Genomic DNA, 16,767 nt, shown 5'->3' with positions numbered 1-16,767 from the left:
TTACGATGCGTTAAGTCGCGCGTTCAACTCGAGCGGTCACGCACCGTCGTGGCACTTTGCCTATACCTTTCGTGAGCCGTCATTTGTCCATACGCATCCTGTTCGTCATCGGCAATCTGGGCGACTACCACGTCCCCCGCTACGAAGCGCTCGTGAACGCGGCAGCGAGCCGTGGCCATCAGGTCGCGCTACTCGAGGTGTTTCCGCGCTCGGGCGTCTATGGCTTTCCGCAGGAGCGGCGCGCGGCGTTCTTCGCGAATCGTCCGCGTCAGGCCGAAACGCTGGTCGCCGACGGCAGCGACAGCGACAGCCTCGGCGTGAGCGCGAGCGCGCGCCTCACCACCAAGGTGCTCGAGTTCGGCCCCGACGTCGTCATCACGCTCGGCTACAACACGGGCTATTCGACGCTGCTGTGCGCACTGCGCCTCCTCACGCGGCGTTACAAGCTCATCTACATGTCGGATTCGAAAGCCGACGACGGCCTGCGTCATCGAGCGAAGGAACGCCTCAAGCGTTGGCTCGTGAGCCGCTTCGACGGCGCGCTCGTCGCGGGCGAAAAGCATCGGCGTTACGCGCAATCGCTCGGCATTCCCATGGCGCGATCGCGCATCGGCTTCGATGTCATCGACGTCGACTATTTCGCGCAACTCGCACAACAGGCTCGCGACGACGATGCAACGGTGCGCCTGCGCTTCGGCCTGCCGCAGCGTTACGTGCTTTGCGTGAGCCGTTTCGTGGCGCGCAAGAACGTCGACGTGCTGATCGAAGCGTGGCGGCAATCGGGCGTGCACGAGCAAGGCGTCGGCCTCGTGCTCGTCGGGCAAGGTCCGCTCGAAGCGCATTTGCGCGAACGGATCGAGGCGAGCGGCGTCGCGAGTCAGGTAACGATCCTCCAGTCGCTCGCCAACACCGAAATGCCGAATCTCTACGCGCTCGCGGAGTTCGTCGTGCTCGCGAGCGAGTTCGATCAGTGGGGACTGTGCGTGAGCGAAGCGTTCGCGGCGAGCTGCCCGGCGATCGTCACGCGCACGTGCGGCGTGGCCGACGAGGTGGTGATCGACGGCGTGAACGGTTTCGTCGTGGAGCCGCGCGACGTGAACACGCTCGCGCTGCGCATCGCCGAACTCGGCGGCGACCGCGTGATGCGCGACCGCTTCGCACTCAACGCGCAGACCACCATCCGCCGCTGGACGCCCACGCTGTTCGCATCGAGCGCGCTCGATCTCGCCGAAACGACCACCCGCAAGGCCCGCGATTCGGCGCGTCACGGACTCGTTTGAGGCGGCGGTAGCCACGCCGGAAAACGCCGCGCTGCTCACGTTGCGTACGAACGCGCCGTGGCGATCATCCTCTCGCGCTGACGCCGTGACGAAGCAGTTGGGCCCCCGCGCGTCGGACCGTCGACATCGACATCGACAACGCCCTCGCGCCTTCAAAGATTCGGCGCGAACACGTGCGCGGGTGCGAAGCGGCGCTTGACCGTGCGCGTGAGCAGATACAGCGTGCCGAGCCGCTCGACGCCCAGCCGCTGCGTGAGCGTCGCGCCGAATCCGCTTAGAAAGTTGAACGTGGACGGGCTCGAAAATCCGTCGAAATCGAACGTGAGCTTGCGGTCCAGCGCGCGGCAGATGCTCGTCCAGAGCAACAGGCTGATCGAACCGCAATGCGCGTCGTGCGTCCGCGACGAGAGCAGGTAGTACATCGACTGATGATCCCAGACGATGCCGATCGCGGCCACGAGTTGCCCGTTCGACGCATACGCGCCGAGCAGCATGCCGGTCTTGCGCTCGACGAACGCGTTCACGAGTTCGCGCATCACGGTCGAGCCATACGCGTTGGTGCGCGAGCGCGCGGCGAGATTGGCGTCGTAGAACGCGAGGAAGGCTTCGGGGGTGAGATCGGCGTCGATCGTGAGTTCATGCGACGCGCTGCGGATCACGTTGCGCGTCTTGCTGTCGAGCCGCGCCCAGGCTTCCTCCGCCGGCACGTCCGGCGCAATCCGATAGGTGTAGCGCGCCGACACCGAGAAGCCGCGCAGCGCGAACGCGAGCGCGTCGTCCACGCGCGGGTCGAGCACCTGGAAAAAGCTGTCGCATTCGGGGAGTTGATCGATCAGCCGCGCGGTCACGTCGAGCCGGTGGCGCTGCTGGCGCGCGGCGCTGCCCGTCACCGGCGCGATCACCGGGCCGAGCGTGCGCGTGAGCGGCGGCAGATGCGAGACGCGCCACAAGCGCGTGCGCCGTATCGCATACGGCATTTCGCCGATCACCTTGTCGTTGAGCTTCACGACCGCGCGCTGCCAGTTGCCTTGCGTCGCGATGTCGAGCCACCACGGCTCGTGGAAGATCGAATGCGCGGTCGGAGCCGGCTCTTGTGATATCCGGGCAGCGTCGGGCTGTTGCACAGACGGCGCCCAGTCTTTAACTGTGGACATGACTCTGTTCCCCGGTCTCCGTGTTCTTTCTGCGCGCGGATCGGCGACGCGGACAGTCGATCGCGCATGCTGCACGAGAAGCAGTCTAGGGATAACAAACCGGCGGTTTACGCCAAAATCCAGCAGCAAAGGCACGAAGGCGCGACGTGCTAGCGTTTTCCCGCACGATATTGCGCGCTGCCGCACATTGGCGATGCGAACGCCTCGCATTGGCTTTCAATGCAGAAAGTTCAGCCGGGAATTCGTCTGCCGATTGCTGCGCTTCGAAGCAGCCGTTTGCGCGAATCGAGACGCCCATCGTGGCGCGCGCAACCTGGCGGCGAAAGGTGCGCAGCGGCTCCTGTATCATCGGCGGATTCGCGGTTCCCCCGCTTCCGGCTTTCTGCTCGCGCCTGTCATCCCATGCGTTTCGCTCTCGATTCTTCGGTTTCGCCGTCCCGTTCTTCTTCCGCTATTCCGCACGCTCGCCACTCGCCTCGCGTCATGCTCGCCGCGTTCGCGCTGGCCGCAGCCTGCGCGCTCGCCGGCTGCGCGAGCGGCCCGAACGCGTTGCCCTCGCCGTCGGCATCGTCCGCGCCGGCGTTGCCGCCCGACACGGTCTCGCTCTTTGCCATCGAGCATTACGACCAGAACGTCGACCATGTCATCGACCCCGCGAGCGCCAGCTACGACACGCCGTTTCTCACGCCCGAGGTCCAGCGTGCGCAGTTCGCGGCGCTCGTCGCGCGTTATTTCGGCGATGGCCCGAGCGATCCCTCGCCATGGAATCGCGCTTACGTCGAGCAGCGCGTCTATCGCAACGGCGGCAGCGACATCGCCGCGCTGCAAACGCGCCGCATCGCCCTGTTCGATAACGCCGACAAAGCGCCGCGCCGCGTGGGTTACGGCATGAACTTCCGTCCGCATACGAAGGCGTGGATCGACGCCATTGCCAGCAACATGAACGTCGCGCAGTTCGAACGCGCGCCGGCCTACGATGCGAGCCGCCGCGCGATCGCGACTTCGGCGCTCTATGTGCGCGAGTTGCCAACCATCGATCCGTCGTTTTACTCGCACCGGATCGCGGGCGAAGGCTATCCGTTCGACAACCTCCAGGTGAGCGCGGTGCGGCCCGGCACGCCGCTCTACGTGCTCGGCACCAGCGCGGACGGCGCGTGGCGCTACGTGCAGACGCCCGACGTGCAAGGCTGGGTGCGCGCCGAGGGCGTGGCGCGCGCCGACAACGCCTTCGTCGCCGCCTGGCGCGCGGCGGTGAAGCAATCGCTGGGTGTGGTGGTCGTGGCGTCGGCGGCCGTGCGCGACGACAGCGGCGTGTTCCGCTTCGACGCGCCCGCCGGTTCGCTGCTGCCCTTGCGCGCGAGCACAACGGGCGCGGCGACTGCCACGAACGGCGTGAATGGCGCGAACGAGGGAAGCGGCGCGACCGGCGCCACGCGTGAAGTCGTCGTGCCCGCGCGCGATATCGAAGGACGCGCCGTGATCCGCACCGCGCCGCTCGACGCGAACGCCGTGGTCGGCGGACCGCTCGCCGCCACGCCGCGCCATCTCGCGATGCTGATGAAAGCGCTGATCGGCCGCCCGTACGGCTGGGGCAACGCCAACTTCGACAACGACTGCTCGGCGGAACTGCAGAGCATTTTCGCGGCGTTCGGCGTATGGCTGCCGCGCCATTCGTCGACGCAAATGAGCGCGGGCGTCATGACCGATCTGTCGTCGTCCACGCCCGCCGAACGCCTGGCGTGGCTCGCGCAGCACGGCGCGCCCATGCGCACGCTCATCTATATCGGCGGCCACGTCATGCTGTATCTCGGCAACACCGAGCGCGACGGTCATGCGGTGCCGCTCGTGTATCAGGACGTATGGGGCTTGCGACCGGCGGACAACAGCCGCCGCGCCGTGATCGGCGGCTCGGTCGTTCTGCCGCTGCTGCTGAGTTATCCCGAAGACCCGAGCCTCCAATCGCTGGCGGCCACGCCCACCTTCCAGGTGAGCATCCTCGGCACGCCCGCGGGCGCGGCGCCCTCGCACGACGACGAGGAAAATCCGGCGGGCTGAGCGGGCTTTACGCGCGCCACCACGCTACGGGCTGCTGCGAACCTGAGTGTGGCGAGCGCCGGGCGCGGTGCGGCACAACACGCGCGCGAGGGGCGCCGCCAAAGCCCGCGGGAGCCTTGCCAACGCGCGCGCGGCTGCTAGACTCGCCGGTTTTCAGCCGATCGAACTGGCGTCGATCGTTATACCGGGAGTGAACCTGATGCGCGGGAAACCGTTATTGCCGATGGGAGTCGCGATCGCGACTGCCGTTCTGCTCGGTGCGTGTATGAACGCGGCGCAAAGCACCGCCTCGAATTCGGCGCCCACTGCAGCGGCGCCCGCCGCAGCGGATCTCGTGGGCCACGACGCCGACGCCCACGGCTGCCGCGCCTCGGCCGGTTACAGCTGGTGCGAGCACACCCAGCGCTGCGAGCGCCCCTGGGAATTGGCCCAGCGGCAGCACTTCACGCCCGGCGAAACGCAATTCGCGCGTTACTGCGCGACGGGATCGGCGGAATAAGACGCCTCAAAACGCGCGTTAGCCGCGTTGACGGCGAAACAAAGCGAAAGATTCACGCGCGCGATTTCAGGCGTTTGCGTCAAGCCTCTTCGCCCTCGCCCGTTGCGGCATTGTTGCCGTCGAGCATGCGCATCGCGGCTTTCTCCGCATTGAGCACGTGCTGGCGCGCCAGTTCCTGCGCCTTATCCGCGTCGCGCGCCTTGAGCGCCTCGTAGAGCTTGTCGATTTCGCTCAGGCTGCTCGGCAGCCGGTCGGGATGCATCAGCGAAGTCGCGCGCAGCAGATTCACACGCGAATACAGGCTCGTGAGAATTTCCTTCACGAGACTGTTGCCGCAGTGATCGAGCAGCACGTCGTAGAGCGCCGTCTTGGCCTTCAACACGCCTTCCTGGCTCTGCGCCGTGGCTTGCACGCGCAGTTCCTTCGCGGCTTCGCCGAAGCGCTCGATGGTCGCGTCGTTCGCGACGCGCGCGAATTCGTGCGCGGCAAACCCCTCGAGCAGTGCACGCAAGGCGTACAACTCTGCGGCTTCCTCGCGCGACATCACCGCGACCACGGGGCCCTTGTGCGGCACGTTGCGCACGAGTTTTTCCGCCTCGAGCTTGCGCAGCGCCTCGCGCACCGAAGTGCGGCTCACGCCGAGCGACTCGCAGAGTTCGCGTTCGATGAGGCGCGCGCCCGGCGCGAAGCGGCCGCTCATGATGGCCTGGCGCAGCACGTTTTCGACCTGATGACGCAGCGTTTCGGGCCGCACCAAACCAATATCAGTCGACATTATTGTCTTCCCGTCCGACAAAGTTCCAGCCGGTATGATACTGCACCGCGCGCCATTTCCCTAAACGAGGGTGTGGTTTTCAGCCGGCCTCGCGCCGCGCGAGCGCGGCTTCGAGCAAGGGCGCGCCGAGTTCCGCGCCGTGAATGCCCGTCGTACTGACGATTTCGAGCAATTCCATCAATTCCTCGGCCGTCGCGCCGTAACGCAGCGCGTTGCGGAAGTGCAACTTCAGCCCCGGCACGTAGAGGTGCGTGGAGGACGCGTCAAAGGCGCAATACATGAACTCTTTTACCTTCGGGCTCAGCACGCCCGTGCGCCACGGCACCGAAGAAAACGCCACGTACGCCTCGAACAGATCCGGATCGAGTTCGAGCAGGCCTTCCCACGTGGGATGCCAGTAGCCGCGATTGCGCGTGAACGCTTCCTTGAGCGCGAGCTGACGTTCGCTGAGCGCCGCCGGCCCCGCGCGCAGGCCCTCCTCTTCGAGCACTTCGAGCAGCACGGGCACGCCCACGTTGCTCGTATGAATGCCGATCGTGCTCACGAGTTCGAGCACTTCCATCAACTCCTCGCGCGTCGCGCCGCACGCGAGCGCCGCGTCGATATGCTGCGCGACGCCGGGCGCGTAAAGCTGCGTGGCGCACGCGTCGGCGGCCAGCGCGATAAAGGCGCGCACCTTGGGTTCCAGATGATTGCGCCGTTGCGGCACGCCCGAAAACGCGACGTACGCATCGACGAAACCCGCGTCGAGCCGCAGCATGCTTTCCCACGCGGCGTTCCACGTGCCGTGCACGCGCACGAAATCGTCCTTGATACGTTGCGGATCGCGCGGGGTGCCGTGATCGTCTCGATCGCGCGTGGCTTCCACGGGTGTCATTGCTGCGTGTCTCCTGTTTTCAATACATTCTGCGCGAATGATCCAACGGGTTTTCGCCGATGCGGAGCGCACCCCGCATCGGCCTGAAACCCGCTCAGCGCGCGTTCAGCCCTTGCGGGTAATCGGCTTCGGCCACTTCTTCCTGCCAGGTGGCCGAACCGAGCGACGTGGCGATATGCACCATGTAGCTCGCGTCGCTCGCGCCGTGCCAGTGACGCTCGTTCGGCCCGATGAAGACGATGTCGCCTTGACGGATCTCCTGCGGCGGCTCGCCTTCCTTGCAGACCCAGCCACGCCCGGCCGTGACGGTCAGCACCTGACCGTACTCGTGCGTGTGCCAGAACGTGCGCGCGCTCGGCGAGAAAAACACCGTGTTGATGGTCACGCCGTCCGTGGGCGCCATCACCGGATCCGCATACACCACGCCCGTAAACGTCGCGCCGCGTTGTTCCGACTTGCCACCTTCCGCCCTGCCGTGAAATACCTTCATGCTGATTGCTCCGTTGTTTCGAATTGCTTCGTTATCCTGCCTTCTTGTCGTGAAGCCGCACGCCGCCCGAGACGTCGCCGATGGCATCCACCACGCGATTGCTGATGACGTCGCCGTAACCGAGCGCCGTGCCGAGACCGAAGCTCGCCAGCGGCCCGGACGCGTTGAGCGACACCACACCCAGCTCGCGCGCGCGATCGACATAGAGCACGACGTCCTTCGTCATGAGCTTGCCGGTGAGACCGCCTTCGAGATAATCGCCGTCGACAATCTTCGGAAACCGGTTGAGCGTGGCGAAGTTCACGCCGCTGCTGCTGTTAAGCACGTCGAGCAGCAGATGCAGATCGAGCCCGGCCTTCTTGCCCGCCACCATCACTTCCGCGCTGGCCGCGAGACTCACCGCGTTGAGGAAGTTGTTCAGCAGCTTGGTGGTGTGGCCCGCGCCGCTCTCGCCCATGTGCGCGACTTTCGTTGCGATGGGCGCGAACGCCCATTGCAGTGCCTGCACGGCTTGCGTGTCGCCGCCCACCATCAGCGTGAGCTTGCCTTTCTCGGCCGCCGCCGCGCCGCCGGAGATGCCCGCGTCCACGTACTGCACGCCGCGCTCGGCGAACAATTTCGCGAGGCGGATCGTCGAGCTGGCCGCGGCCGTGCTCAGATCCACCACGATCTGCCCCGCGCGGCACTGCGCCAGCACGCCGTCCGGGCCTTCCACCACGGCTTCCACGACCTTGCTGTCGGGCAGCGACATCATCACGACATCGGCGAATTTCACGGCGTCGGCAACGGTGGCGGCGGCTTGCGCGCCCGCCGCGTCCACGCGCTCGCGCACGGTGTCGAAGCCGAGCACCTGAATGCCCGCGTCCACGAGACGCCGCGTCATGCGCCCGCCCATGTTGCCGAGGCCGATAAAGCCTATGCGCTCCTTGTTCATCGTCATTCCTTCCTGTTCTGATTGCTTAGAAGTCCACATCTTTGGTTTCCGGTCCCATCAGCGCACCGATCGCGCCGATCAAACCGCCCACGCAAAGCAGCGCGACCGGCGTGAGCCGCAGCGGCATGAACGCGCTCAGCGCATTCATGTAGAACGCGTAGAACGACGGGATGATCACCGAGAGGCTGAAACCCACGCCGAAGCCCGTTGCGCGCACATCGGTCACGAAGCGCTCGTTGATGTACGTGACGATCACGCCCCACGGCGAGGTGACGATCACCGCCAGCACGCAGGTAATGGCGATGATGGCGGGCAGTGTGAGGTCGACGTTGGCGAGCACGTAGAGCAGGCCCGCGCCCACGGTGGCGATCACGGGGCCGAGAATGGCGAAGAAGCGGCGGCGCCCGATGCGTTGCCCGATCATGCCCGAGGCGATATAGCTGAAGAACAGCACGAAATACGTGATCATCAGCGTGAGCGTGATCTGGAAACCGGTCAGATGCAGCGTCTTGAACAGCAGCCCGGTCGGCAGAAAGATCGTGATGATGTTCTGCGTGAGCCAGAAGCCCGTCATCATCACCAGCACCTGCAACAGGCTGCGGCCGCTCTTGCCGCGCAGCAAATCGCTCAGCGGCAGCTTTTCTGCCTGCACAGCGCTCTCGCCCGCTTTATCGGCGGTCTCGCTCTTCCAGATTTCCGACTCGGCCACCTTGTGCACGTAGTACAGCGCGAGCAAGCCCGCGAGCACGGCGCCCAGCACGAACGGAATGCGCCAGCCCCATTGCGCGTACGGCGAATGGATGCCGTTGAGCGGGAACACCGCGAACATCAGCATGGCGACCAGATTGATCGACACGTAAGCGGCCGGAAAGCCCGCGATGATGAAGCCGCCCACGAAGCCGCGCTGGTGCTTTTTCGAGTACTCGATCGCGAGCGGCATGGCCCCGGTATAGCCGCCGCCGAGAAAGATGCCGTCCACGAAACGCAGCAGCACGAGCAACCAGTAAGACGTGATGCCGATGCTCTCGTAACCCGGCAGCAACGCGATCAGCAACGTGATAACGCCGAAGCCCGACACCGAATAGATCGACGCCTTGCGACGGCCCACGCGGTCGGCGATCATGCCGAAGATCAGCGCGCCCACCGGGCGGCCCAGCAGCGTGGTGATGAACACGAGCGACGCGAGGATCGTCTCCATGCCGGCCGACAGATGCGGCGGCTGGAAGAACGCGAGCACGGGCGACAGCACGACCACCGGCAGGTAGATGTCGAACATGTCGATGTACTCGGAGAAGAACGCGCCCTTGATGGCGTTGCGCCGCTTCGCCTCGATCGACTCCTCGCGTTCGTGCTGAACGACGTCGGTTGCAGCCAGGGTTTTCATCTTTGTCTCCAACTGGTTTGGCGCACCGTTCGATGCGCGCGTTTATAGTGGGCTTGCCGTGCGACTGCGTGGGTTGCGGCGGCTTACGCCGCGGCTTTCTCCGCTTCGTACGCCTTGATCGCGTCGGTTGCCACGCGGAACGCCGCGAGCGCGAGCGGTACGCCGCAGTAAATGGCGGCCTGCATGAGCACCGCGCGAATTTCCTCCTTCGTCACCCCGTTGCGCAGCGCGCCCTTCACGTGCACCGCGAGTTCGTGATGCTGGCTCATGGCCGTGAGCATGCCGAGGTTGAGCAGGCTGCGCGTCTTGAACGGCAGCGTGGGGTCGCCCCAGATGTCGCCCCAGCAGCATTCGGTCACGTACTTCTGCATCGGGCGGTTGAAGTCGTCGGCGTTGGCCCACGACTTTTCCACGTGCGCCGCGCCCAGCACTTCCTTGCGGTTTTCGAAACCGGCTTCGAAACGCTCGTTGTCACTCATTTCGGATTCCTCTCTGTGTTGTGTCGTGCTTCGTCAATGCTTCATCGATTCGATGCACCGCGCGTGTCTTCGGGGCTGATTGTCGGACAAGCGCGCGGCGCAAAATTTTTTACGGCAACACGCTCAGGGCGCGCCGTAGCCCACCATCGACTTCGTTTCCAGATACTCGCGCAGCCCCGCCTCGCCCCATTCGCGGCCGTTGCCGGAGCGTTTGTAGCCGCCGAACGGCGCGTGAAAGTCGGCGGGCGGATAGTTCAAATGCACGCCGCCCGCGCGCAATGCGCGGCCTACCTTGCGCGCGCGTTCGAGGTCGCCCGACTGCACGTACGCGGCCAGGCCGTATTCCGTGCCGTTCGCGATGGCGATGGCTTCCTGCTCGCTGTCGTAGCCCATGATCGAGAGCACCGGGCCGAAGATTTCCTCGCGCGCTATCGTCATCTCGGGTGTGACCTGCGAGAACACCGTGGGCTTCACGTAGTAACCGCGTTCGAGTCCGGTGGGCTTGCCCGTGCCGCCCGTGACGAGGCGCGCACCTTCGTCGATGCCCTTCTGGATCAGCATTTGCACGCGCTCGAACTGGTTGCGGTTCACGAGCGGGCCGAGTTGCGTGGCGGGATCGTCGGTGGGGCCCACGCGATACGCTTGCGCCGCTTTCTGCGCGATCGCTTCCGCGGCTTCGAGCAAATGGCGCGGCACGATCATGCGCGTGGGAATCGAGCACGATTGGCCCGAGTTCGTGAAGCACGCGGCCACACCGCGCGTAACGGCCGCCTCGAGATCGACGTCGTCGAGCAGAATGTTCGCCGACTTGCCGCCCAGTTCCTGCGCCACGCGTTTGACCGTGGTGGCGGCCGCTTCGGCCACGAGCACGCCCGCGCGCGTCGAGCCGGTGAACGAGACCATGTCGATGTCGGGATGGCGCGCGATCGCTTCGCCCACGCCGGGGCCGTCGCCGTTGACGAGATTGAACACGCCGCGCGGCAAGCCCGCTGCTTCGAGCACCTCGGCGAACAACAACGCGCTCAGCGGCGAATATTCGCTGGGCTTGAGCACCATCGTGCAACCGGCCGCGAGCGCGGGCGCGATCTTCACGACGATCTGGTTGATCGGCCAGTTCCATGGCGTGATGAGGCCGCAGACACCGATCGGTTCGAGCACGACGCGCGTGCTGCCGCGCTGCTCCTCGAACTCGAAACGTTCGAGCACGTCGATCAACGCGTTCAGATGCGCGGGACCGCGCGCGGCCTGGCCGCTGCGCGCGAATGCGATGGGCGCGCCCATCTCGCGGCGCATCAGTTCCGCGAAGTCGTCGTAGCGTTGCTCGTAACGCTCCACCACGCGCCTGAGCAGCGCCACGCGCTCCTGCACGCTCGTGGCCGACCACGCGGGCAGCGCGCGGCGTGCGGCGGCCACGGCGCGATCCACGTCGGTGGCGTCGCCGAGCGCGAGGCGCGCAACCGGGGCTTCCGTGGCCGGATCGATCACGTCGAACCAGCGCGGCGCGGCCGGCGCCACCCAGGCGCCATCGACATAAAACTCGCCGCTATGCACTTCGATAGACATAAGCACTCCGTATCGATTGAATTTCAGCCTGCTTTTCGCCTGCTTGTCAGCCCGCGTTCTTTTCGGCGTCGAGCGGCAGCATGCGGTACATCTCGGTGTGATCGGTCGCGGGCGTGGCGCGCTGCGCGGCGTCGTTCCAGAGCGCGGCGCAGGTCGTGCCGAGCGCCATGGGGTAGCCCACCGATTGCGCGAGCGCGGCGGCGATCTTGATGTCCTTGTTCATCAGTTGCAGCGCGAAACCGGAACCGAAGGTGCCGCTCAACATGAACTGCTTGACCTTGTTTTCCGAGGTATTGCTGCGGCCCGAGGAAGCGTTGAGCACGTCCGTCATCACGCCCGGCTCGATGCCGAAGCGCTCGGCCACGTGCAGCGCCTCCACCGTGGCCGCGAGCCCGGCCGCCGACACGTAGTTGTTGAGCGCCTTCGCGGCATGGCCCGCGCCCGCGCCGCCGATATGCAGCAGGCTCTTGCCCATTGCCGAAAGCAGCGCATGGCAGCGTTCGGCCACGTCTGCCCGCCCGCCGATCAGGATCGCGAGCGTGCCCTCCTTCGCTTTCTTCACGCCGCCCGAGACCGGCGCGTCGAGATACGCGAGGCCACGTTCTTCGAGCATGGCGCCGAGCTTGCGCGAACGCTCCGGCTCCGAGGAACTCATGTCGATCACGACGGTGCCCGCCGTCAGGCGGCTTGCCCAGCCGCTCGCACCCGCGCCGAGCAGTACGGTTTCCACGATCGCCGAGTTCGGCAGCATGGTGATGAGCGCGTCGAGTTCGGCCGCATTGGCGGCCGTGAGACGTTGCGCGCCCGTTTGTGCGGCGAGCGTGTCGGCGCGCGATGCGTCGGCGTCGTCGAGATACAGCGCGTAACCCGCGTTGACGAGGCATTGCACCATCGGCGTGCCCATCATGCCGAGGCCGATAAAGCCGATCTTGCGCGGCGCCTGCTTGGAGTCAGTCATGAGGCACGCTCCTTAACGCAGCGGCGAGAAAGCCGTGGGCGCGAGAATATGGCTCTCGATCCGCTCGACGATAGGACGCTCCGCCTCGCTCGCAGCGCGCTTCGCGATCCATTCCGCATCGGCCTGGAACGCGTTCCACTTCTGCTCGCGCTCGGCGAGGTTCTCCCACTGCACGAGATACGTGAGCGAGTGATTGCTCTCGCCGATCAGCGTGGTCCAGAACCCGATCGGCTTGATGCCGTACTTCTCGAAGAAGCCCAGCGTGGTGGACGAGAAGCGGTCGAGCAACGCCGGCAGACGCGTCGGCGCGCAGTGATAGATGCGCATTTCAACAATCATGCTGTTCTCCAATATCGTTCGTTATGCTTGCGAGTCTTCGAGTCCGTCGGTCGACGACCAGCGTTCGACGTAGCGCACGAGTTCGGTCATGTCGCGCGCGGCGCCGTCCTGCATGGCCGCGTAGTTCCACATCTGGCGCGCGACGTTGCCCACCCACATCGGCACGCCCAGCGCCTGGCATTCGTCCACGGCCAGACCGATGTCCTTGCACACGCTGCCCACCGGAAAGCCGAAGTCGAACGAGCGCGGCAACACGTGTTTGGGGAATTTGTCGAGCGTCGCGCCGTTCTTGCCGCTGCCCGCGTTGATGACCGAAATCATCACTTCGGGGTCGAGGCCGCCGCGCATGCCGGCCACGAACGCCTCGGAGGTGATCGCGAACGCCGTGGACGACAGCATGTTGTTGAGCAGCTTGAGCAACTGGCCCTGGCCGGCTTCGGTGCCCACCACGAACACCTTGCCGAGCACGTCGAACAGCGGCCGCACTTCCTCGACCGCCGCGCTCGCGCCCGCCGCCATGATCGCGAGCGAGCCCTTCTGCGCACCGGCCGCGCCGCCGCTCACGGGCGCATCCACGGTTTCGATCCCTTTGGCGCGCAGGCCCGCGGCCACTTCCTTCTCGGTGCGCGAGCCCACTGTCGAAAGATCGACGAGAATCTTCAGCGTCTCGCCTTCGAGCAAGCCGTTCGCGCCGATCGCCACGTCCTTGAAGATTGCGGGCGTGGGCAGGCTCGTGAACACGATGCGCGCGCGGTCCGCGACTTCGCGCACGGACTTCGCGGCCTGCGCGCCGAGCGCAACCAGTTCCGCCACCGCCGCTTCGTCGCGGTCGAACACCACCAGCGCGTGTCCTGCCTGCAGGAGGCGGCGCGCCATCGGCCGGCCCATCGTTCCCACGCCTACGAATCCGAGCGGCGCACCGCGCTGCTCCGTTGTTGCCTGACTCATGTTCAGTCCTCGCTTCGATAAAACTTCGGTATGCTGTGTATTCGTTACTCCGGTCCGTTATGCCGGTCGCGCGGCACGCATCACGGCGGCCGCATCGGGCGCCGTGTCGAGCGCCCAGAGTTGCGCGAGCAATGCGTCCACGTCGAGGTTCGCGCCGTGGCAGGCCGCCAGCTCGCGGAGCTTGGCTTCGAGTGCAGCGTCGCTGAGCGGCGCGGCCAGACTGCCGCGCGCGGCCGCCACGTGCTGCGTCATGCGTTCGCCGCTGCGCAGCACGAGCGTGACTTCGGCGGATTCCACCGACCACGTGGGTTCGTCGATAAAGCGCAGACGCTGGCCGAGCGCGCGCAAGGGCGGCTCGGCCACGGTGGCGTCGCTGAACTCCGCGAGGCCCGCGCGGCCGCGCGCCAGCGCGACCGCCACCGCGTGTTGCGCGCTCACCTGCGCGGCGCGCCCGCTCGTGACGCCGGGGCGATCCGTGCGTTCGCGCAAGAGCGGATGGCCGCGCAGTTCGACGGATTCGATCGCATCGAGCGCGGCGCCATGCAGCGCGAGACACGCATCGATCACCGGGTTGAGCACCACGCCGCAGGGATACGGCTTGTACATGTTCGCGCGCAACGCCCAGTCGCGGCCGAGCCCTTCGGTAATCGCGCCGAAATCGGGCTGCGTGGCCGCGCAACGCAGGAAGGCGCGTTCGCCTTCGAGCGGCGCGGCCGGCCCGGAAAAGCCGACCTGGGCGAGCAGCGCCGCCAACATGCCGTTGCGCGCGGCATTGCCCACGCCGATGCTTTTCGACATCGTGCCCAGCGTTTCCACGAGCCCGCCCGTTTGCGCCGACGCGTTGCCGAGCGCCCATGCCGTGCCGCGCGCATCGAGCCCGATGGCACGCGCCACGGCCGCCGCCGCGCCGAACACGCCGCAGGTGGACGTGATGTGCCAACCGCGCTGATAGTGCTCCGGCGACACCGCATTGCCGATCCGGCATGCCGCTTCCACGCCTAGCACGAACGCGAGCAGCAGCGCCTCGCCGCTGAGCGCACGCGCTTGACGCGTGTCCTGAGCGAGCGCGAACAACGGCGCAGCCACGGGCGCGCCCGGATGAATGATGGTGGGCAGATGCGTGTCGTCGAAATCGAACACGTTCGCGCTCATGGCGTTGAGCGCGGCCGCATTGAGCACGTCGCTGCGTTCTCCGCGCCCGACGAGCGTGGCGTCTTCGTTCGCGCGAAAACGCGCATACACGTTCACGGCTTTGTCGATGGTCGGATCGTGCGCGCCCGCGAGCGCCACGGCGAAATAGTTCACCAGCGCGCGTTTGGCTTCGTGCCGCACGTCGGCGGGCACATCGGCCCATTGCGCGCGCGCGACGAAACGCGCGAGCGTGTCCGTCACGCCGCTTTGCATCGACGATGAAACGCGAAGATCAGCCTGCAAGCCAGCCTCCTTCGATCGGCATGGTCGCGCCCGTGATGTGCGCCGCCGCGGGGCCGCAGAGGAACACCACGAGTTCGCCCACGTGCGCGGCCTCGATCAGCTCGCCGGTCGGCTGCTTGCCTTCGAGAAACGCGCGCACCGCCGCGTCGCGGTCGAGTTCGCGCGCCTGCATGAGTTCGTTGATCCGGCCGTCGATGTTGGGCGTGAGCACGGAGCCCGGGCAGATCGCGTTACACGTAATGCCGTGCTTGAGCGTTTCGAGCGCGACCGAGCGCGTCATGCCGATCAGCGCCGTTTTCGTCGTCACGTAATCGACCCGATTCGCCACGGCGCGCGAGCCATACACCGAGGTCATGTTGAAGACGCGCCCGAAGCCGCGCTCGCGCATGCCCGGCAGCGCGCGCTGGATCGCGCGAAACGCCGCCGTGAGATTGACCGCCAGCGCTTCCTGCCAGCGTTCGAGCGGAAAGGCGTCGATGCCCGCGAAGTGGCGCACGACCGCATTGTTGACGAGCACGTCGAGTGTGCCGAGCCGCGCGAGCGCCGCGTCCATGAGCGCGTCCACGCCCGCGACTTCGGTGAGATCGGCCTGCACGTAACTCACGCGCACGTCGCAGCGCTGGGCGAGCGTTTCGCACGATTCGACCATCGCGTGCGGCGCTTCGAGCCCGTGCAGCACGATATCGCAGCCCGCCTGCGCGAGCGCCGTGGCCATCGCGAGACCGAGTCCGTTCGACGAACCGGTCACGAGCGCGCCTTTGCCTCGCAAGCTCATCGATCGCTCCGCATGGGCGCATCGACCCGCACGATCCAGCCTTCGGTCTCGCGATCGTGCGCGGGGAACCGCGACAGCACCGCGGGATCGTGGCCCGGAATCACCTGGGCGTGCGAGCTTGCGAGACGGTGTGCGGTTTCGTAGCCCTCGAGCATGTCGCCGACGTTGTAGACCACCGGGAACGGCCGGTGATCGTCCATGTTCGCGTAGAAGTGCGAGGCGTCCGAGGCCAGCACGACCCAGCCGTTTTCGGTGTGCACGCGCACGATCTGCAGGCCATTCGTGTGGCCGCCCACCCAATGCACGCTAATGCCGGGCGCGACCTCCGAGGCGCCTTCGTGAAACTGCACGCGGCCGTCGAACAGGCGCCCGACCATCGCCTTCACGTCTTCCGGCTCGAACGGATGGCTGAGCGCGTGATGGCACATGCAGCGGCCCGTGCAATACGCCATCTCGCGATCCTGCAGGTGATAGCGCGCCTGCGGAAACAGCGCGTGGTTGCCCGCATGGTCGTAATGCATGTGCGTGATGATGACGTCCTTGACGTCGTGCGCGCGGATACCGATCTTGCCGAGCCCCGTTTCCACCGTGTTCGTGATGGTGCGGCCGCGCTTGTCCGCCATGGCCTGATCGAAACCGGTATCGACGATGAACGTCCGCTCGCGGCCCACCACCGCCCACACGAAATAATCGAGCGGCATGGGCACGTCGTGCGTGTCGCCGCCGAGGAAGTTGTGATACGAACGGCGCTCGAAATGGGCGTATTTGACGGCGTAAATGCGGTAGTTCTCGATCGGCGATGACATGTCTCGGGTGTCCTTGT

Annotated in this window: 17 protein-coding genes; 3 read left to right on the top strand and 14 right to left on the bottom strand. The window is 66.2% G+C overall.

The annotated features are described in order from the left end of the window. Positions 1-83: 83 nt before the first annotated feature. On the top strand, positions 84-1,280 hold the full coding sequence (locus FAZ98_RS32650) for a glycosyltransferase family 4 protein (RefSeq protein WP_233272967.1): 1,197 nt from the start codon (positions 84-86) through the stop codon (positions 1,278-1,280). A 152-nt stretch (positions 1,281-1,432) separates the two neighbouring features. On the opposite strand, the gene FAZ98_RS32645 is transcribed toward FAZ98_RS32650, so the two are convergent. Further along, a complete protein-coding gene (locus FAZ98_RS32645) occupies positions 1,433-2,434 on the bottom strand; it encodes a GNAT family N-acetyltransferase (protein WP_158957945.1) in 1,002 nt (333 codons plus the stop codon). Positions 2,435-2,917: 483 nt separating this feature from the next. Here FAZ98_RS32645 and FAZ98_RS32640 point away from each other — a divergent pair, with 483 nt between their 5' ends. Together FAZ98_RS32640 and FAZ98_RS32635 are read left to right on the top strand one after the other, a co-directional pair. Further along, complete coding sequence (locus tag FAZ98_RS32640; protein WP_233272966.1) at positions 2,918-4,489, top strand: C40 family peptidase; 1,572 nt, start codon at positions 2,918-2,920, stop codon at positions 4,487-4,489. 265 nt (positions 4,490-4,754) lie between these two features. Continuing rightward, on the top strand, positions 4,755-4,988 hold the full coding sequence (locus FAZ98_RS32635) for a hypothetical protein (protein ID WP_407672149.1): 234 nt from the start codon (positions 4,755-4,757) through the stop codon (positions 4,986-4,988). Positions 4,989-5,067: 79 nt separating this feature from the next. Here the strand turns inward: FAZ98_RS32635 and FAZ98_RS32630 are convergent, their stop codons facing one another. The 13 genes from FAZ98_RS32630 to FAZ98_RS32570 all read right to left on the bottom strand — a co-directional run bounded on the left by FAZ98_RS32630 (position 5,068) and on the right by FAZ98_RS32570 (position 16,750). Next, entirely contained in the window at positions 5,068-5,763 is a 696-nt protein-coding gene (locus FAZ98_RS32630; RefSeq protein ID WP_158957941.1) for a GntR family transcriptional regulator, read from the bottom strand. A 79-nt stretch (positions 5,764-5,842) separates the two neighbouring features. After that, a complete protein-coding gene (locus FAZ98_RS32625) occupies positions 5,843-6,640 on the bottom strand; it encodes a carboxymuconolactone decarboxylase family protein (protein WP_158957939.1) in 798 nt (265 codons plus the stop codon). A gap of 94 nt (positions 6,641-6,734) precedes the next feature. Beyond that, a complete protein-coding gene (locus FAZ98_RS32620) occupies positions 6,735-7,130 on the bottom strand; it encodes a cupin domain-containing protein (RefSeq protein ID WP_158957937.1) in 396 nt (131 codons plus the stop codon). 31 nt (positions 7,131-7,161) lie between these two features. Beyond that, the gene (locus FAZ98_RS32615) at positions 7,162-8,064 is read right to left on the bottom strand and encodes an NAD(P)-dependent oxidoreductase (protein ID WP_233272965.1); all 903 of its coding nucleotides are present in this window, start codon (positions 8,062-8,064) and stop codon (positions 7,162-7,164) included. 25 nt (positions 8,065-8,089) lie between these two features. Beyond that, positions 8,090-9,448: an MFS transporter gene (locus FAZ98_RS32610; protein WP_158957933.1), complete on the bottom strand. Its 1,359-nt coding sequence runs from the start codon at positions 9,446-9,448 to the stop codon at positions 8,090-8,092. 83 nt (positions 9,449-9,531) lie between these two features. Next, positions 9,532-9,927, bottom strand: a complete 396-nt coding sequence (locus FAZ98_RS32605; RefSeq protein ID WP_158957931.1) for a carboxymuconolactone decarboxylase family protein — start codon at positions 9,925-9,927, stop codon at positions 9,532-9,534. Positions 9,928-10,050: 123 nt separating this feature from the next. Beyond that, positions 10,051-11,490 (bottom strand): aldehyde dehydrogenase family protein, encoded by a 1,440-nt coding sequence (locus FAZ98_RS32600; protein WP_158957929.1) that lies wholly within the window; start codon positions 11,488-11,490, stop codon positions 10,051-10,053. A gap of 46 nt (positions 11,491-11,536) precedes the next feature. Beyond that, positions 11,537-12,448 (bottom strand): NAD(P)-dependent oxidoreductase, encoded by a 912-nt coding sequence (locus FAZ98_RS32595; protein WP_158957927.1) that lies wholly within the window; start codon positions 12,446-12,448, stop codon positions 11,537-11,539. Between the two features lie 12 nt (positions 12,449-12,460). Beyond that, complete coding sequence (locus FAZ98_RS32590; protein ID WP_158957925.1) at positions 12,461-12,787, bottom strand: NIPSNAP family protein; 327 nt, start codon at positions 12,785-12,787, stop codon at positions 12,461-12,463. A gap of 21 nt (positions 12,788-12,808) precedes the next feature. Next, entirely contained in the window at positions 12,809-13,735 is a 927-nt protein-coding gene (locus tag FAZ98_RS32585) for an NAD(P)-dependent oxidoreductase (protein WP_233272964.1), read from the bottom strand. A 57-nt stretch (positions 13,736-13,792) separates the two neighbouring features. Beyond that, positions 13,793-15,139, bottom strand: coding sequence for an MmgE/PrpD family protein (locus tag FAZ98_RS32580; protein WP_158958671.1), 1,347 nt, complete (start codon positions 15,137-15,139; stop codon positions 13,793-13,795). Positions 15,140-15,158: 19 nt separating this feature from the next. After that, on the bottom strand, positions 15,159-15,944 hold the full coding sequence (locus FAZ98_RS32575; RefSeq protein ID WP_158957924.1) for an SDR family oxidoreductase: 786 nt from the start codon (positions 15,942-15,944) through the stop codon (positions 15,159-15,161). Then, positions 15,941-16,750, bottom strand: coding sequence for an N-acyl homoserine lactonase family protein (locus FAZ98_RS32570; protein ID WP_158957922.1), 810 nt, complete (start codon positions 16,748-16,750; stop codon positions 15,941-15,943). The genes FAZ98_RS32575 and FAZ98_RS32570 overlap by 4 nt, the downstream gene beginning before the upstream one ends. Between the last annotated feature and the right edge of the window lie 17 nt (positions 16,751-16,767).

Origin of the sequence: Paraburkholderia acidisoli, assembly GCF_009789675.1 — a bacterium.
Taxonomy (GTDB): Bacteria; Pseudomonadota; Gammaproteobacteria; order Burkholderiales; family Burkholderiaceae; genus Paraburkholderia; species Paraburkholderia acidisoli.
Note: the sequence above shows the minus strand (reverse complement) of the source record. Positions and strands in the feature narration are given on the sequence as shown.

Coding starts and splice junctions, on each gene's coding strand:
- FAZ98_RS32600 (WP_158957929.1), bottom strand. CDS start 11,490: ATGTCTATCGAAGTGCATAGCGGCGAGTTTTATGTCGATGGCGCCTGG.
- FAZ98_RS32595 (WP_158957927.1), bottom strand. CDS start 12,448: ATGACTGACTCCAAGCAGGCGCCGCGCAAGATCGGCTTTATCGGCCTC.
- FAZ98_RS32615 (WP_233272965.1), bottom strand. CDS start 8,064: ATGAACAAGGAGCGCATAGGCTTTATCGGCCTCGGCAACATGGGCGGG.
- FAZ98_RS32590 (WP_158957925.1), bottom strand. CDS start 12,787: ATGATTGTTGAAATGCGCATCTATCACTGCGCGCCGACGCGTCTGCCG.
- FAZ98_RS32640 (WP_233272966.1), top strand. CDS start 2,918: ATGCTCGCCGCGTTCGCGCTGGCCGCAGCCTGCGCGCTCGCCGGCTGC.
- FAZ98_RS32570 (WP_158957922.1), bottom strand. CDS start 16,750: ATGTCATCGCCGATCGAGAACTACCGCATTTACGCCGTCAAATACGCC.
- FAZ98_RS32635 (WP_407672149.1), top strand. CDS start 4,755: ATGAACGCGGCGCAAAGCACCGCCTCGAATTCGGCGCCCACTGCAGCG.
- FAZ98_RS32645 (WP_158957945.1), bottom strand. CDS start 2,434: ATGTCCACAGTTAAAGACTGGGCGCCGTCTGTGCAACAGCCCGACGCT.
- FAZ98_RS32580 (WP_158958671.1), bottom strand. CDS start 15,139: ATGCAAAGCGGCGTGACGGACACGCTCGCGCGTTTCGTCGCGCGCGCG.
- FAZ98_RS32630 (WP_158957941.1), bottom strand. CDS start 5,763: ATGTCGACTGATATTGGTTTGGTGCGGCCCGAAACGCTGCGTCATCAG.
- FAZ98_RS32610 (WP_158957933.1), bottom strand. CDS start 9,448: ATGAAAACCCTGGCTGCAACCGACGTCGTTCAGCACGAACGCGAGGAG.
- FAZ98_RS32625 (WP_158957939.1), bottom strand. CDS start 6,640: ATGACACCCGTGGAAGCCACGCGCGATCGAGACGATCACGGCACCCCG.
- FAZ98_RS32620 (WP_158957937.1), bottom strand. CDS start 7,130: ATGAAGGTATTTCACGGCAGGGCGGAAGGTGGCAAGTCGGAACAACGC.
- FAZ98_RS32575 (WP_158957924.1), bottom strand. CDS start 15,944: ATGAGCTTGCGAGGCAAAGGCGCGCTCGTGACCGGTTCGTCGAACGGA.
- FAZ98_RS32585 (WP_233272964.1), bottom strand. CDS start 13,735: ATGAGTCAGGCAACAACGGAGCAGCGCGGTGCGCCGCTCGGATTCGTA.
- FAZ98_RS32605 (WP_158957931.1), bottom strand. CDS start 9,927: ATGAGTGACAACGAGCGTTTCGAAGCCGGTTTCGAAAACCGCAAGGAA.